This is a genomic window from Altibacter lentus (assembly GCF_000746845.1).
Taxonomy (GTDB): Bacteria; Bacteroidota; Bacteroidia; order Flavobacteriales; family Flavobacteriaceae; genus Altibacter; species Altibacter lentus.
On record NZ_KN050846.1, the window covers coordinates 512,417 to 528,041 of the forward strand.

Annotated in this window: 11 protein-coding genes; 6 read left to right on the plus strand and 5 right to left on the minus strand. The window is 40.5% G+C overall.

Translation table 11 applies throughout. The features are described 5' to 3' along the window. Window positions 1–17 precede the first annotated feature (17 nt). Window positions 18–1,415: a DUF6252 domain-containing protein gene (locus tag JS40_RS02455; protein WP_034258071.1), complete on the plus strand. Its 1,398-nt coding sequence runs from the start codon at window positions 18–20 to the stop codon at window positions 1,413–1,415. Window positions 1,416–1,479: 64 nt separating this feature from the next. On the opposite strand, the gene JS40_RS02460 is transcribed toward JS40_RS02455, so the two are convergent. From JS40_RS02460 to JS40_RS02475, 4 genes are read right to left on the minus strand one after another with little or no spacing between them, the layout of a single operon-like run. Next, window positions 1,480–2,214, minus strand: a complete 735-nt coding sequence (locus JS40_RS02460; protein ID WP_034258072.1) for a head GIN domain-containing protein — start codon at window positions 2,212–2,214, stop codon at window positions 1,480–1,482. A 22-nt stretch (window positions 2,215–2,236) separates the two neighbouring features. Next, complete coding sequence (locus JS40_RS02465; RefSeq protein ID WP_034258074.1) at window positions 2,237–3,325, minus strand: hypothetical protein; 1,089 nt, start codon at window positions 3,323–3,325, stop codon at window positions 2,237–2,239. Beyond that, complete coding sequence (locus tag JS40_RS02470; RefSeq protein WP_034258076.1) at window positions 3,309–3,854, minus strand: hypothetical protein; 546 nt, start codon at window positions 3,852–3,854, stop codon at window positions 3,309–3,311. The genes JS40_RS02465 and JS40_RS02470 overlap by 17 nt, the downstream gene beginning before the upstream one ends. Continuing rightward, on the minus strand, window positions 3,844–4,407 hold the full coding sequence (locus JS40_RS02475) for an RNA polymerase sigma factor (protein ID WP_034258078.1): 564 nt from the start codon (window positions 4,405–4,407) through the stop codon (window positions 3,844–3,846). Before JS40_RS02475 ends, JS40_RS02470 begins: the two co-directional genes overlap by 11 nt. A gap of 242 nt (window positions 4,408–4,649) precedes the next feature. Here JS40_RS02475 and lon point away from each other — a divergent pair, with 242 nt between their 5' ends. From lon to JS40_RS02495, 4 genes are all read left to right on the plus strand, one after another. Next, on the plus strand, window positions 4,650–7,100 hold the full coding sequence (lon, locus tag JS40_RS02480) for an endopeptidase La (protein ID WP_034258080.1): 2,451 nt from the start codon (window positions 4,650–4,652) through the stop codon (window positions 7,098–7,100). An 81-nt stretch (window positions 7,101–7,181) separates the two neighbouring features. Then, window positions 7,182–8,201, plus strand: a complete 1,020-nt coding sequence (porQ, locus tag JS40_RS02485) for a type IX secretion system protein PorQ (RefSeq protein ID WP_034258081.1) — start codon at window positions 7,182–7,184, stop codon at window positions 8,199–8,201. Further along, complete coding sequence (cmk, locus tag JS40_RS02490) at window positions 8,201–8,893, plus strand: (d)CMP kinase (RefSeq protein ID WP_034258083.1); 693 nt, start codon at window positions 8,201–8,203, stop codon at window positions 8,891–8,893. The genes porQ and cmk overlap by 1 nt, the downstream gene beginning before the upstream one ends. Window positions 8,894–8,971: 78 nt before the next feature. Then, entirely contained in the window at window positions 8,972–12,253 is a 3,282-nt protein-coding gene (locus JS40_RS02495; protein ID WP_034258084.1) for a T9SS type A sorting domain-containing protein, read from the plus strand. A 15-nt stretch (window positions 12,254–12,268) separates the two neighbouring features. Here the strand turns inward: JS40_RS02495 and JS40_RS02500 are convergent, their stop codons facing one another. Then, window positions 12,269–13,177 (minus strand): phosphatase PAP2 family protein, encoded by a 909-nt coding sequence (locus JS40_RS02500; protein WP_233273935.1) that lies wholly within the window; start codon window positions 13,175–13,177, stop codon window positions 12,269–12,271. A 313-nt stretch (window positions 13,178–13,490) separates the two neighbouring features. Here JS40_RS02500 and rpsA point away from each other — a divergent pair, with 313 nt between their 5' ends. Beyond that, on the plus strand, window positions 13,491–15,377 hold the full coding sequence (rpsA, locus tag JS40_RS02505; RefSeq protein ID WP_034258085.1) for a 30S ribosomal protein S1: 1,887 nt from the start codon (window positions 13,491–13,493) through the stop codon (window positions 15,375–15,377). Window positions 15,378–15,625 lie beyond the last annotated feature (248 nt).

Consider the following 15,625-nt stretch of genomic DNA (forward strand, 5'->3'; position numbering starts at 1 on the left):
AGAAAACTTACTTACTTATGAAAAAATTTCAACTCTTAAATTGGTTGCTTGTTGCCTTTCTTGCTTTCCAATTTACTGCTTGTGATAACGAACCTTTGGAAGGTCAATTTGTGGACGATACCGTTGCTGAAGCGGAAGAAGGACAACTCATCTGTTCCGTCAACAACCAGGATTTCGCTTCGGAAACTTCTTCCGGGCTCCTTTCCGGAAATATTTTAGTGATCACTTCAACAAATGCCACAACGGGCGAGGTCGTAACACTCTCGGTCGCTGATCCTGCTGAAGGCACTTTTAGCCTTACCGCCGGACAGGGGACTCCTACCTTCGGTATGTATGCGCAATCCTCTAACGAAACAAATCCTTATATTTCATTTGCAGCCCTGGGTGGCACAGGAGAATTAACCATAACTAATCTGGATATGGAGGCACTCACCGTTTCAGGGACGTTTAGTTTTATCGGGGGGCGTTTTGCGCTGGATGCCGATGGAAACCCTATTTTAGACGGAAGTGGAAATCCTGTTATAGAAAATGTAACCCTTTCAGACGGGGCTTTCAATAAGGTTGTTTTTACCATCGAAGACGGAGGGAACGGTAACCCTGAAGATGAATTTTATGCCGAAGTCGAAGGCGAGATCTTTGAGGACATCACGCTCACCATTACAGAGACCACCGTAGGCGGTTTTGACCTGTTAAACCTTGTAGCGATAGATACCACAGGGGCCACCATTCGTATTGATATACCAAAGGATCTTGGCGTGGGAACATTCGATTTCTTTACAGGTATTTCAGACGGGACAAAATTAATAGCGATCTATAATGCGGGTACGGGAGGAGAAAACCTTTCTTCCTCCAATGGAAGCATCACCTTTACAGAGTTTGGAAATATCACCGGAAAACTGAAAGCTACCTTTTCCTTTACGGCTACAGATCCCTTAGGTTCAGATCCAACCGCGGTAAATATTGCGGAAGGAAGTTTTTCTGTGGATTATGTAGACAATAGTAGTCCTGTGACCAATGAAGTTAATGCTGAAGTGGATGGTGCTCCGTTTTCGGCAAGTCTTATAGATATTGTACAAACTACTGTAAATGATATCCCTGTGATCTTTATTTCAGCCGAAGATGAGGCGAATACACAATTCATACGTCTTAATTTTCCTTCTTCCATCGAAGTAGGAATGTATCCGCTGGTTCCGGCGATCATTGACGGCACCGAGAATGTTGGTCTGTTTATTCCAGACACGACCATGCCGCGCAATTTCAATTCCAGTGACGGAACCCTGGAGATCATTAGTTACGATACGGTTTCCGGAATTATTGAAGGACGCTTCCAGTTCACAGCTGAAGATTCAACAGGACAGGACCCTGCTATCTATGCGATCACGAATGGCAGCTTTACAGTGCAGCTGAATCCTTAAAACTGAAACTACATAAATATAAAAAGCCTCCAACCGGAGGCTTTTTTTGTTATAGTAACCCTAATCACATTGATTTTATAGAGCCCGAACCGGACACTTTGGTATCGCTTTTAGAAGGATTTCCTGAATAGCGAATATCACCCGACCCGTTCACTCTGGCTTTTAAACTGTTGCTGGCCGTTACTTTGGCATCCCCGGAACCTGAAACAAAGGCCTCGGTGTTCAAGGCTACCAAATCCATTCCTTTAAAATCGCCACTGCCGCTTAGTTTTAGCTCCAGGTTGGTGGTACGACCGCTCAGGATCATATCACCAGAACCCGTGACTTTTGCATCCAGATTCTCGGTTTCCACATCGAGAATTACATCTCCGGAGCCAATTACGGCCAATTCTAATCCGTTGCTGCGTATAGGGGCCTTTGTCTTCACATCACCGGAGCCAACCAACTCAATGGCACTGATATCCTGAAATGGCACCGTGACACGAATTCCTTTTTTGGTTCGAAGCGCGACATTCTTTTCGGTGCGAATCACTAGCGTATTTCCATCTGTGACCTCTACAATGATGTACTCATGCAGATTGTCGTCTGTGGTTACCGAAATAGTTCCTTCCGAACCACTTTCAAGATCAACGGACATAGAGCCTACTACCTTAATGGCATCATACACTTGGGTGGTTCTTGTTTTGGTTGTGACATTTCCATTGCCTTCTACTTTTTTATTTCCCCACTGCGCAGTGGCTTCAGAAGTACTTAAAACAATAAGTAAACTGACTATTGCTAAATGTATTTGTTTTTTCATGGGTATCTGTTTTATGATTGGTTTATAACTTTCGGAAGGTCACGCCTCCATAATTTGAAATAATATCTACTTTTTTACCGGAGCCGCGGCTTTTGTGATAACCTTCCAATGATTTACTGGTATAATCTTTATCGCTGCGAGTCACTGTTACATACTCTTCTCCTTTCACACTGGCGTACGACGTACGTACCACAAAATCAAAACTGTAATCACTATCGAAACCTAGTTTAATTCCGGTATAATCGGCGTTGATGGTCACATCTCCTGCGGAAGCGGTCAATCGCTCTATAGTGATACTGCCGTAGTCGGTGTTTAAGTTAAGTGAACCGCTTAAAGTTCCTAATTTATTGCTTACATAATCTCCTCTTCCGGTAATGTTTCGGGCCTTATCAATCACTACTTTCCCGTAATCGCAATTGTAATTGACATCTCTGGCCTCATGTATCTCGGAGTTGGTATAATCTGCCGTAAGTTCTATATCTCCTGCTTTATCAAGGGTGAAGCCCGAGTAGTCTGCATTAATCTTTCCACTCTTCATATATCCTATGGTAGATTTGTCGGTATAATCAAAGTTCAAATAATTGTTTTCGCCTAAAAGCTCTCCCAAGATCAATTGTCCGTAATCGCAGTGTATCTTAGCATTCCCTTCCAGCCTATTTAGATTAATAGTGCCGTAATCGTTGCTAAGGTCTACGCTGTTTGTCACAGGAACTTTCACGGTATAATTGACCTCCATGGAAACGTTATTATTCTTACTGCCCCACCAGCTCCAGGAGTTTCCTTTCTTTTCACCAAAAATCGTTTTGGCTGAAACGAGAGATCCATTTCCTGAGAATTCTACAGTTATTTCGTCTAGTTTTTTCTGTGCCTGGCCTTCATCATCGCTGTTGGTGATAATGTGTACTTCGATCACGGTTCTGTTTTCGTTCCAGGTAACGATATCTAAGTTACCATAGGAATTATTGATACGTAATCCCGCATTGGCATTGACCGTGAACTCTTTCTTCAAGGTCTTTTCTTTGGTGTATTTTCCTTTGAATTTGTCCGGATTGGCAAATATCACCGCCGGAACGAGTAAAAGGAAGATAAGTGTTTTAAATGGTGCTTTCATGTTGTGTGTTATTTAGATTTTCAACTTCTTCTATGGTAGAGATCACTTGTTCCAAAAGGTCAATGCGGTTCTGAAAGTTAGAGATCATGGCGTAGATCACACGCTTGTCGTTGCCACTGGCAACAAGATCTTCTTTCAGCTTTGCATATTCAGTTTCAAGGATTTCCATTTGTGCCAAAGCATCGTCGACCAACGCTTTGGTTGCGGGCGTGGAATAGCTTTTCAACTTATCCAGTTCCTTATTGATGGTTGTGGTAAAAAAGGTCTGTGTTTGTTTCATTTCTGAAGAAACACTCGCCAGATCGGCTTCTTGTGCGGTACCGGGCATAAAGGTAAACCCAAATCCCAGGAGCACCACAATCGAAGCAGCAATTGACAACGGTTTCCACCACCTGTTCTCCTTCTTAGCAATGGGCTTAGAAGCTTCAAGGCGCTGTAAAAATCGCTTTTCATGTCCCAATGGGGTGTCGTGTACATCGAAACGTCCTTGAGAATTGTCAAATGCTTTGGGTGTGTACTTAGTATTCATAACTAATTAGTATTTTTTTTCGCAAACTCTCTTTAGCCCTTGAAATAAGGGTTCTGCAATTCGCATAACTTATATTTAATATCTCACAAAGCTCTTCATAATCGTACCCTTCAATAAAATGAAGCGTAAGAATCTCGCGATAGCTGTCGTGCAGTTGTTCCACGCAGGACAGCAACTGACTTACCTTTAGGCTGGTATAATCTTCTTCCGGCAAACCATCGGCAGTGCTGTCATCTTCTACCTCTATGAACGTGTGATCCGGAATAGAGGTGAACCGTTGCGACTTACGATATTGAGATATGCTGTTGTTAACCACGATACGCTTTAACCATGCTCCAAAAGAAGCGTCTCCTTTAAAGCTGGAAAGCTTCTCAAAAGCCGTAATGAACGATTCCTGCATGACATCCTCAGCTTCCGCAGCATCTTTAACAATACGTAAGGAAGTATTAAACATGGCATGTTGATACCGGTTGTACACTTCCAGCTGTGCCAGTCTATTGCCTTCTTGACAAAGAGCGAGTAACGAATCAATATTTTGTTTGGTTAGTATCAAAAAAACAATTGTTTAGTCTAAAGATGAACCAAGATACTATTTGTTACACTTGCGTGTAAAATAATTTCTGAATTCGCTTCGCTTCACTTTACTGAAAGATGGCATAACTCTTGAAATATACCGGTGAATTGATACGTGAAATGCCTGTTTATCAGTAGTATTTCAGAAATTTTATACAAATATTAATATACATAACACATTGTAACCACTATTTTTAGTGACACAATGTCGGAAAATACACTATGTCCAAAACAAAACTCACATCCATAGACAGTCTGTCATTTCAAGATCTTAATGAAGATGCCGAATTGATCCCGTTAATGACGCCCGAAGACGAAGACGCCATGAATAAGGAGGACTTGCCGGAGATATTACCCATTCTTCCCCTTCGCAACACAGTACTTTTCCCGGGTGTAGTGATCCCGATCACGGCCGGACGCGATAAGTCGATCAAACTTATAAACGAAACCAATAACGGCACAAAGGTTATAGGGGTGGTTTCGCAGAAGGACGAAGACAAGGAAGAGCCGCAACTGCCGGATATTAATACCATTGGAACTGTTGCGCAGATCCTGCGGGTGCTTAAAATGCCCGATGGGAACACTACCGTTATCATTCAAGGGAAGAAAAGATTTGAAGTGGCAGAAGTCCTTACTACAGATCCCTATATGACCGCGACGATTCGCGAAGTGGCCGAAGCCCGCCCTGCAAAGGAGAATGAGGAATTTATTGCGATTATAGATTCTATCAAGGAAATGGCCCTAGAGATCATTAAAGAAAGTCCTACCATTCCTTCGGAAGCTGCATTTGCTATCAAGAATATTGAAAGCAATTCGTTTCTTATCAATTTTGTTTCCTCCAATCTCAATATTTCAGTTGCCGAAAAACAAAAACTGCTGGAGATCAATGACCTGAAGGAGCGTGCTTTGGAAACGCTTCGGTATATGAATATCGAAATTCAGAAGCTATCACTACGACAGGACATTCAGTCGAAGGTGGAAAGTGATATCAGTCAGCAGCAACGCGAATATTTTCTGCATCAGCAAATGAAGACCATTCAGGAGGAACTTGGCGGGAATTCTTCCGAAGCAGAGATCGAAGAGATGCGTCAGAGAGGGAAGAAAAAGCAATGGAGCAAGGAGGTGGCAAAACACTTTGACAAGGAGTTGGCAAAACTACAGCGCATGAATCCGCAGGTGGCAGAGTTTAGCATACAGCGTAATTACCTAGATCTGTTGCTGGAGCTTCCGTGGAATGAATACAGTAAAGATAAGTTTGATCTCAAGCGTGCACGTAAAATATTAGATAGAGACCATCACGGTCTGGACGATGTTAAACAGCGTATCATTGAATATTTGGCGGTGTTGAAACTTCGTAACGACATGAAATCACCCATTCTTTGTCTCTACGGACCTCCCGGAGTTGGGAAGACCTCTCTCGGGAAATCGATCGCAGAGGCGCTAGGTCGTGAATATGTTCGAATGTCCCTGGGAGGACTGCGCGATGAAGCCGAGATTAGAGGTCATCGTAAAACCTACATTGGCGCAATGCCTGGCAGGATCATACAGAGTTTGAAGAAGGCAGGGACGAGCAATCCGGTTTTTGTACTGGATGAGATAGATAAATTGTCGGTAGGAAGTCAAGGAGATCCATCCTCGGCTATGCTGGAAGTGTTGGACCCTGAGCAGAATCATGCTTTTTACGATAATTTTCTGGAATTAGGTTTTGATCTTTCCAAGGTCATGTTTATTGCGACCTCAAACAGTCTTAGCACCATACAACCCGCTTTAAAGGACAGGATGGAGATCATTAATGTAACAGGTTATACCATTGAGGAAAAGGTAGAAATTGCCAAAAAACACCTCCTTCCGAAGCAATTAAAAGAACACGGTCTCACAAAAAAGGACCTTAGTATTGGAAAACCGCAATTAGAACAGATCGTGGAAGGATATACCCGGGAAAGCGGCGTACGCGGACTCGAGAAACAGATTGCAAAAATGGTGCGCCATGCAGCCATGAAGCTCGCAATGGAAGAAGAATACGACCCGAAAGTCACCAAGGAACTTATTGTAGAGGTACTGGGGTCTCCAAAAATGCTTCGTGATAAATACGAGAACAACAATGTAGCCGGTGTGGTGACCGGTCTGGCATGGACGCGAGTAGGAGGGGATATCCTTTTTATCGAATCGGCTTTGTCCAAAGGAAAAGGGCAATTGACCATGACCGGAAATCTTGGGAAAGTAATGAAAGAATCGGCGACCATAGCGCTGGAATTCATTAAATCGAATGCCAAAGAATTAAGCATAGACCCGGAAGTGTTTGAGAAATACAACGTACATATACACGTTCCTGAAGGTGCAACACCAAAAGATGGCCCAAGCGCCGGAATTACCATGCTCACGTCCCTGGTATCCTTGTTCACACAACGAAAGGTGAAAAAGAGTATTGCCATGACAGGAGAGATCACATTACGCGGTAAGGTACTTCCTGTGGGAGGAATCAAAGAAAAGATCTTGGCTGCTAAACGTGCCCACATCAAGGAAATCCTTCTTTGTGAAGAGAATCGCCGAGATATCGCTGAGATAAAACCGGAGTATTTAAAAGGACTTACCTTTCACTACGTCACCGATATGAGCGATGTGCTCGAGTTGGCTCTGACGAAGGAACAAGTAAAGAATGCAAAAAAATTATAGCAGGGAATCATTTCGTGCCCTCCCGAAAATAAATTATACTTGCATTCGTTTTAAGTGTCAGGTAATGGTATCTCACAACGCATGATCCAAAAGGTATTCTTCGTATTGTTCTTATTGATAACTACTTCGGCGATCACGCAAGTAGGGGGACAGTCGACCTACCAATTTCTTAATTTGGTGAATTCACCCAGGCAAGCGGCGCTTGGAGGAAAAACAGTGACCAATTACGATTATGACCCTACACAGGGTCTTTTTAATCCAGCAGCGATCAATCCCGAAATGGACAATCAGTTGTCACTCAACTATTTCAATTATATTGGAGATGTAAATTACGGCAGTGCATCTTACGCATATCTGTGGGACCGACGCACGCAGGTGATCCATACTGGTGTTACCTATATTAACTACGGAAAGTTTGACGGTTACGACGAATTTGGGAACCCAACAAGTTCATTTAGCGGCGGCGAAGTGGCACTTTCGTTTGGACACGCCCGAAACATCGCATTTACAAATTTTCACGTAGGAGCCAATGTAAAATTTATTTCTTCTACACTGGAACAGTATTCCTCTTTTGGAGGCGCCATTGATATTGGTGTTATGTATGTATACGAAGACTGGGACCTTCATATTACAGGTGTAGCCCGAAATATAGGCACACAATTCACACCGTATAGCGTGGATTATGAACCCTTGCCTTTCGAATTGATCTTCGGAATTTCACAAACGCTTCAAAACATTCCAATCCGATGGCACTTCACTATGGAGAATATGCAGCAGTGGAAAGTGGCGTTTCCTAATCCCAACCAATCTGTAACCGACCTGGAAGGAAATACACAGGAAGAGAAGATCAATTTTATAGATCACGCATTTCGCCATGCCATTGTTGGGATCGAGATCTTTCCCGAAGGAGGTTTTAACCTGCGACTTGGATATAACCTGCGACGCGGGGAAGAATTGCGTATTTTAGAGAAAAGAGCTTTTTCCGGTTTGAGCGCCGGGTTTTCCCTTCGGTTGAACAAGTTGCGTTTTAGTTATTCCTATGTAAAATATAGTACAGCAGCTTCCACCAGTAATTTCGGATTAAATATTAACTTGCAGTAATGCGAAAAATTACGATTGCCATAGACGGCTACTCTTCTACGGGAAAAAGTACGGTTGCCAAACAACTGGCCGATTGGTTGGGGTATGTATATGTAGACAGCGGTGCGATGTACCGGGCGATCACCCTCTATGCGCTTCAGAACGAATTTATCTACAAAGGCGAACTTTTTATAGAGAATCTCGTCGTTGCCTTACCGGATATCACACTGGATTTCAGAAAAAACGATAGCGGTAAAGCCGAAATGTACCTCAATGGCCAAAATGTAGAAAAAGAAATTCGCACTATGGAAGTTTCAGAATGGGTAAGTCCCGTTGCGACCATACCCGAAGTACGTCGAAAGCTAGTGAAATTACAACATGCCATGGGCGAGAACAAAGGAGTGGTCATGGACGGCCGCGATATTGGTACCGTGGTATTTCCCAATGCCGAATTGAAGATATTTATGAACGCTTCGGCCAAAGAACGCGCCGGCAGACGCTTTAGGGAGCTTCAGGAACGAGGAGATACCGCCACGTTTGAAGAAGTTCTGGAAAATGTCACCGAACGGGATCGCATCGACACCACAAGAGCCGATTCCCCGCTTAAGAAAGCAACTGACGCCATAGAGATAGACAATTCAGAAATGAATCTGGAAGATCAGTTTCATACCATCCTACAATTAGCGAAAGACCGTATTGCGGGAAGGATTTAGATTAAGGCATTTTTCATACTTTACTTGAATATAATTCTTAAATTGTAACATCTGTCTTTAATTTAAATATTTGCAATTATGAAAATATTCAGCCTATTCATTGTTTTTCTATTTTCAAGTTTAGCTATCGGCCAAAACTATTATGTAGCTACTTACGGAGATGACTCTAATAATGGCCTGTCAATTTTATCTCCATTCAAGACAATTGAAAAAGCTAGAGATGTAATTACATCGAGTTCTCAAACCCAAGATAGATACGTTTATATACGAGGAGGAGTCTATAAGTTAAATGACAGTATCGCATTTAACTCAGCGAATAGCGGAACTGAAAACTCCAAAATTATCTATAAAAATTATTCTAATGAATCACCAATTATCAGTGGAGGGATGGAAATATCGCCAATTTGGGAAATATGCAGCGAATGTGCTACTTCTGGAATCTATAAAACGAATCTTTCTTCCTATAATTTAGAAGATTTTCGCCAAATGTACGTCGATGATGAAAGAGCGGTTAGAGCCCAAAGTTCGTTAGAAGATTTAAACACAAATGCTAATCTGGATATATTAAATTATAACAAATATAATTTTGATGTTGATTTTTCATACTTAAACAATCCCTCTGATATTGAAGTTGTTGTTAGATATGAGTGGAAAGAAATTCGTGTACCAATTAAGCAAATTAATGGAGGTTTAGGGCAAAGTTTATGGGTATTTGAAGATGTGTTTGCAGATTTATTATATAAGTATATTGACCCATTAAATGAAAACACTCCAGAATGGAAAAAGAATATGATGAAGGGAGAAAATATTTATAAGATTGAGAATAATCTTGAATTCTTAGATGAAGAAGGCGAATGGTACTTCGATAAGAATACTCAATTTTTATATTATAAACCCATAAGCGGAACTATAATTTCACAAAGCAATTTTGTTATCCCAAAACTCGAAAAATTAATTGATATTAATACAGTAAGTCATATTGAATTTCATGGATTGACTTTTACACATGCAACATGGTATGGGCCGAGTACCGAAAAGGGATATTTACATGGTCAAGGGGATCAATTTGCAGGTAGTATGAACGGAGACATAGTAATATTTGAGCAGACTCCCGGTAATATTTCGGTAACAAAATCCAACCATATTACTTTTAATGATAATGTTTTTAAGCATCTTGGGGGTTCCGCTATTAGGTTTTTTGACGGATGTTTTGAAAATTTAATTTTGAACAATGAATTCAGTGATATTTCGTCTAATGCAATAACAATGGGAGGAATATGGTATTATGGACTAAACGGAGCTAGTATTAGTGAAAATAACACCATTGACAGTAATAGTGTTCTTAATGTAGCTAATGAATATCATGGGAGTGTTGGTGTTCTTATTGGAAATCTAAGACATACCACTGTTAGTCAAAATATAATATCTGACTTACCTTATTCTGGCATCAGTCTTGGCTTTTTTAGAGAACAATTTACATCCTATGGAGGGCACATAATAGAAGACAATGTTATTTCAAATGTTATGACTGAATTAAATGATGGTGCAGCAATATATACTGTCGGTGGTTTTCACCAAGATCCATCTTTTACAGTACATATAGTCAATAATGTTATTCAATGTATGGATGTTGGAAGCGGTGAGATTCGTGCTGGAATATATTTAGATCAGTTTAGTAAAAATATTGAAGTAAAAAACAATTCTCAAACTTGTGAAAATTCATTGTTAATAGATAACCCTATAGTTACAGGATATAATACTACATCTATAACACAAGATGTACATTTCTTTGACAATATACTTCCGTATTTATTAGATAATCCTCTGGTATTTTCTGATAACAATATAGTTTTTGAAAACAATAATTTTGGTCCGGGATCTCTATGGATGCAAAAAAAGAATTATAATCCTCGAAATTTAATTTCATTCTCTTCTGCTAATATAAATGACCATGGAGTACGTTTTATTGATGTTAATCATGACGGTTTAAAGGATTATATTATAAACCGATATATTGATGCAAATAATAAGCAAGAGCATGTGTTTTTAAATAATGGTGGTATTAAAACCAAAGCAACTGATAATATCAATGTGTTAAATGAAGGCTGGAACTCTAATACTAATAGTGTTCAGTATCAAGTGCCTTATCATATCTCGGCTGATGGTCATTACGATGTAGGCGTTCGTTTCGTTGATTTTAATAGTGACGGATTTGATGATATGCTCATACATCGAAAAATAAATTCCCCATATGAAATTGTCAAAGCAGCCTATATTAATGGAGGCGAGAATGTTGGTTGGATAACTGCCGCAGTAGGATATCAACCTCCATATCCTTTATCAGAAGATGGCCAAGACACTGGTGTACGTTTTGTTGACGTAAACCATGATGGTTATAAAGATATGATTTTAAGAAGATTTAAAAATTCAAAGAATACAATTAAGAAAGTATTCTTAAATACTGGCACTGGCTGGGTAGAAGATACTTCAGGAATATATGTCACTCCAAATCATACGAAAGCAGATGGTATAAAGGATGTGGGTGTCCGATTTGTAGACTTAAATGGAGATACTTTTGATGATATGTTGATTTCTCGAAAAATTAATGCCACAGATTCTATTAAAGCTGCCTATATTAATGATTCTTATATCTCCTCAAACGGTACTATTTGGCGATATGAATATAACTACACACCGCCTTATCCCATAGCGAAAAATGATGATGAAACAGGAGTGCGTTTTATAGATGTAAATCATGATGGTCTCAAGGATTTTGTTGTAAGTAATAACGAAGCCAAAAAGGTGCATCTTAATACAGGTACTGGTTGGGCCGCTGATAATACAGGATATGATAATGAATATAACGATCCTCCACTAATTTTTAAGGATCTAAATGATCCTGTGGATCTAGGAGTTGTAATTGTGGACTTAGATGGTGATGGATTTGAAGATATAATTCAAAAAAGATATATCGATAATAATACCCAGATTTCAGTTTATGCCCATAATAGAAATCCATATAAAAATAGTCTTTTTAGAAATAAAAGGAATGTAACGATAACTCAAAAAAACACTTTAAACGTTATAGATTACATTGATGATGACTATAGTAAGATTAAAATTTTTCCTAATCCAACTAATAGTACTACAAATCTTTGGATCAATCTTACTGAATCAACAGATATAAAAATTGAATTATATAATGCAAACGGCGTATTGGTAAATGACATTATTTCAGATAAAGCTGAATCAGGATTTTATGAGAAAGTAATTTACACAGGCAGTTTGTCTTCAGGATTTTATATCCTGAGGATTCAATTAAATAACGAATTAATTTATAGAAAAATTATAAAAGATTAGATCAATTAAGTTTGATTAAAAAATATAAAGCACGCCAATACTATGACCATTAAAGGTAAAATCAATAGATCCGACTTTGGAAGAATTTTTTGAATCATTATATTTTTCAGAATATTTTCTGTCCAGATAAAAATCGATCGCTTCTACAACAAAAAAACTCATTGCCCAACTAAGAAAAACATCACTGGCCCAATGCGCTTTTGCGTAAATTCTGGTGACTCCTGGAATAATCCCGACAGCGTATATTCCGGCTTTTACCCAAGCATTGTCAAATTGTTTGGCTATAATGTGTGCATTGGTGAAGGTAAGCACGGCATGCCCTGAAGGGAACGAACGATACGCAGGGCTACCGCCAAAAGGGCGAAAGTGGTTCTTTCCGAGATCGGCTCCCGGTCGCGCTCTTCCTACTACCGATTTAGATAGCTGTTGTAAGAAACCCGTGGCAGTGGCTGAAGAAATTAATAAAACACCGGTTCTTCGCAATTTTTCATTGCGGGTGAAAAGACCCGTCAAGTACACTGCCCCCGTTAAACCATAGTTATTTTGTGGCGCACCGGCATAATAACCGTAGTCCAAAATGAGATCGGGTATTTGGGTCTCATGTTTTCCGAATCCTTCATTGATATCATCGTCAAAAACGTAAAGCAGTAATGTGCCGCTTACGGTCGAAGCGAGCGGAAGGAGACTGTCCTCATCCCAGTATATTGGTCGGCTGTAGGCAAAACCGATTCCTTGGAATACATTCCCCATATCATAGGTGAAATCTTGCCATAAGGAACGATGTTCCTGCTGTGCCGGAAGCACTTGACTTAACATTAGTGCAGGCGCCGTAAAGCATAATAGGATGATTGCTATCCTAAGAATACGAACCAGTAGCGGGAAGCACGATCGATCTGTATGTTGTTCTTTAAAATATGGATCCATGCTGTAATTATATGATTATTGAAGACAACTCCTTAGAAATTTTATTTAAAAGTAGCATTTATTCTTTCAGAATGATCGACAATGCAACCCTTAGATTAAAAAAAATAAAAACTACCTGCATGGAACCTTTTGAAAATCAAAACAAAAACACTATTTTTGCAGCCCTTTTAGCGACATACTGAAATAAAAGGGAAGAAAATATAAAATAAAACAACCCTTCTGTGGGTGCGTCGCAGCAATTTTCAGTAGACCTGCAGAATACAAACCCTTGATCTGTTGCGGAATTCCTTCCGAAGCGATCAACTTTTAACGAATGGCTGATAAAGCAAAAGAAACTGCAGTAGAAGAAACTGCAAACAACGAAGCAGCAACTGCAACTGCAGCGACTGAAACAAAAAAAGAGGAAACTACAAAACCTCAAAAGGAAGTGTCTCTAAAAGAGAGCAATCCTGAAAAATTCCTAAGCGATTTTAACTGGCACAACTACGAAGAGGGGATCGATCCTATCGACGATGGTAAGCTGGAGGAATTTGAAAAATTAGTAGCCGAAAACTTCGTAGATACTTTAGATGATGAAGTGGTAGAAGGAGAAGTAGTGTATATCTCAGACCGTGATGCCATTATTGACATCAACGCAAAATCTGAAGGTGTCGTTTCCTTGAACGAGTTTCGTTACAACCCGGACCTTAAGGTTGGGGACAAGGTGGAGGTATTGATCGATGTGCGTGAAGACAGCACAGGACAATTGATCCTTTCTCACCGTAAAGCAAGAACAATTAAAGCGTGGGATCGCGTAAATGCAGCACACGACGAAGGTACTATCGTGAACGGGTATGTGAAATGCCGTACCAAAGGTGGTATGATCGTAGATGTGTTTGGTATTGAAGCATTCTTGCCGGGATCACAAATCGACGTGAAACCTATTCGTGATTACGATGTGTATGTTGGAAAGACCATGGAATTCAAAGTGGTGAAGATCAACCACGAATTCAAGAACGTTGTGGTTTCTCATAAAGCGCTTATCGAAGCAGATATCGAAGAACAGAAAAAAGAGATCATTGGTCAGTTAGAGAAAGGACAAGTACTGGAAGGTGTTGTGAAGAACATCACTTCGTACGGAGTCTTTGTTGACCTTGGTGGTGTTGACGGATTGGTTCACATTACCGATCTTTCTTGGTCACGTATCAACCATCCAAATGAGATCGTTGAACTAGACCAAAAATTGAATGTGGTGATCCTTGACTTCGATGAAGATAAGACACGTATTCAATTAGGATTGAAACAATTGAGCGCTCACCCGTGGGATGCTCTTGGTGATGAGTTGAAAGTAGGCGATAAGGTAAAAGGTAAAGTAGTGGTTATTGCCGACTACGGTGCATTTATCGAAGTAGCCGAAGGGGTAGAAGGATTGATCCACGTGAGTGAAATGTCATGGTCTACGCACTTGCGTAGCGCACAGGATTTCGTGAACGTTGGTGACGAAGTAGAAGCTCAAATCCTTACTTTGGATCGCGAAGACAGAAAGATGTCTCTTGGTATCAAGCAATTATCGCAGGATCCCTGGACAGATATTACCAAGAAATACCCTGTTGGCTCAACCCACAAAGGAATTGTACGCAACTTTACCAATTTTGGTGTGTTCGTAGAATTAGAGGAAGGGATCGATGGATTGATCTATATAAGCGATCTGTCTTGGACCAAGAAGATCAAGCACCCAAGTGAGTTCACCAATATTGGTGACACCCTTGAGGTAGTCGTATTGGAATTGGATGTGGAAGGTCGTAAGTTAAGCTTAGGCCATAAGCAAACCACAGAGAACCCTTGGGATAAGTACGAGGATGAGTTCGCTGTGGGAACCAAGCACACTGCTGCTATCGACGAGATCGTGGACAAAGGTGCCGTTATCAACTTCAATGAAGATATCAGCGCGTTCATCCCAACTCGTCACTTAGAAAAGGAAGATGGTTCCAGCTTAAAGAAAGGCGAAGAAGCAGAATTCCAGATCATTGAGTTCAATAAAGAATTCAAAAAGGTGGTTGCATCACACATGTCAATCCACAAAGAAGAAGAAGCGAAGATCGTAAAGCAGGCTGCTAAAAAACAAGCGGCACAGGCTGAAGAGGCAAAACCTACCTTAGGAGATGCCAACGCAAAACTTCAGGAATTGAAAGATAAAATGGACGGTAAGAAGAAAAAGTAAACCGCCCTTTTACAATAAGGATCTAATCCTGTATTTAAAGCCCTTCATTTTTTTTGAGGGGCTTTTTTATTTGGGCATTCCACAAATGCACCCTTGGCCGGCCATCACTGCATTTGTGGCGGGCTTTTGGCGCTACACGCCCTTGGCGGGGTAGCTTGCCGCAATCCCTAATGCAGGCTTCACTTTGCTGTATTCATGCCCGAATGTAGGTTGTAAACTGCTCAATGGGTTTTCACACATCGGGCACC